Source organism: Tatumella sp. JGM91 (assembly GCF_018257575.1).
Classification (GTDB): domain Bacteria; phylum Pseudomonadota; class Gammaproteobacteria; order Enterobacterales; family Enterobacteriaceae; genus Tatumella; species Tatumella punctata.
Genome location: NZ_JAERJP010000012.1, coordinates 1486 through 3483, shown reverse-complemented (window position 1 = coordinate 3483; position 1998 = coordinate 1486). Strand labels below are relative to the sequence as shown.

The window sequence follows — 1998 nt, the reverse complement described above, 5'->3', positions numbered from 1 at the left end:
GAAGTCGTAACAAGGTAACCGTAGGGGAACCTGCGGTTGGATCACCTCCTTACCTGAAGATACACTTCTGCGCAGTGTCCACACAGATTGTCTGATAGAAAGTATGAGCAAGGCGTTTACGCGTTGGGGGTGGTGACAAAAAACATTGTCGCTCGGTTTTCTGAAGAAAAACCTCGCCCTTACGTGAAATTAGCGAATCAGTGATTCGCGGCAGCAAATTTCACGTCCCCTTCGTCTAGAGGCCCAGGACACCGCCCTTTCACGGCGGTAACAGGGGTTCGAATCCCCTAGGGGACGCCACTTGCTGGTATGTGAGTGAAAGTCACCGACCGATATATCTTAAAGATGACTTACGAGTCATGTTTAAGATATTGCTCTTTAACAATCCGGAACAAGCTGAAAATTTGAAAACAATGAATAACGAGAGTTATTCAGAGTCTCTCAAAAACTTTTACGATTCATAAGTCGTTGCAAGACGTCTGTGGGTTGTGAGGTTAAGCGAATAAGCGTACACGGTGGATGCCCTGGCAGTCAGAGGCGATGAAGGACGTGCTAATCTGCGATAAGCGTCGGTAAGGTGATATGAACCGTTATAGCCGACGATTTCCGAATGGGGAAACCCGGTGCACTCAGTGCATCATCGCAACATGAATACATAGTGTTGCGAAGCGAACCGGGGGAACTGAAACATCTAAGTACCCCGAGGAAAAGAAATCAACCGAGATTCCCCCAGTAGCGGCGAGCGAACGGGGAGGAGCCCGGAACCATCATCAGTGTGTGTATTAATGGAAGCGTCCGGAATGTCGCACGATACAGGGTGAAAGTCCCGTACATGAAAATACACACATTGTGAGTTCGAAGAGTAGGGCGGGACACGTGGTATCCTGTCTGAATATGGGGGGACCATCCTCCAAGGCTAAATACTCCTGACTGACCGATAGTGAACCAGTACCGTGAGGGAAAGGCGAAAAGAACCCCGGCGAGGGGAGTGAAAAGAACCTGAAACCGTGTACGTACAAGCAGTGGGAGCACCTTTTATGGTGTGACTGCGTACCTTTTGTATAATGGGTCAGCGACTTATATTCTGTAGCAAGGTTAACCGAATAGGGGAGCCGAAGGGAAACCGAGTCTTAACTGGGCGTTAAGTTGCAGGGTATAGACCCGAAACCCGGTGATCTAGCCATGGGCAGGTTGAAGGTTGGGTAACACTAACTGGAGGACCGAACCGACTAATGTTGAAAAATTAGCGGATGACCTGTGGCTGGGGGTGAAAGGCCAATCAAACCGGGAGATAGCTGGTTCTCCCCGAAAGCTATTTAGGTAGCGCCTCGTGAATTCATCTCCGGGGGTAGAGCACTGTTTCGGCTAGGGGGCCATCCCGGCTTACCAACCCGATGCAAACTGCGAATACCGGAGAATGTTATCACGGGAGACACACGGCGGGTGCTAACGTCCGTCGTGAAGAGGGAAACAACCCAGACCGCCAGCTAAGGTCCCAAAGTCACAGTTAAGTGGGAAACGATGTGGGAAGGCTCAGACAGCCAGGATGTTGGCTTAGAAGCAGCCATCATTTAAAGAAAGCGTAATAGCTCACTGGTCGAGTCGGCCTGCGCGGAAGATGTAACGGGGCTAAACTGTGCACCGAAGCTGCGGCAGCGACACTATGTGTTGTTGGGTAGGGGAGCGTTCTGTAAGCCGTTGAAGGTGGTCTGTGAGGGCTGCTGGAGGTATCAGAAGTGCGAATGCTGACATGAGTAACGATAAAGCGGGTGAAAAGCCCGCTCGCCGGAAGACCAAGGGTTCCTGTCCAACGTTAATCGGGGCAGGGTGAGTCGACCCCTAAGGCGAGGCTGAAAAGCGTAGTCGATGGGAAACAGGTTAATATTCCTGTACTTGGTGTTACTGCGAAGGGGGGACGGAGAAGGCTATGTCATCCGGGCGACGGTTGTCCCGGTTTAAGCGTGTAGGCTGAGATTCCAGGCAAATCCGGAATTTCAC

1 tRNA gene and 1 rRNA gene (1 of these 2 only partly in view) are annotated in these 1998 nt (G+C 51.2%); both read left to right on the top strand.

Annotated features, from left to right (window positions below):
- The first annotated feature begins 224 nt into the window (after nt 1–224).
- Nucleotides 225–300 (top strand) — tRNA-Glu (locus tag JK198_RS09750).
- 192 nt (nt 301–492) lie between these two features.
- A 23S ribosomal RNA gene (locus JK198_RS09745) occupies nt 493–1998 on the top strand (it continues 1464 nt past the right edge of the window).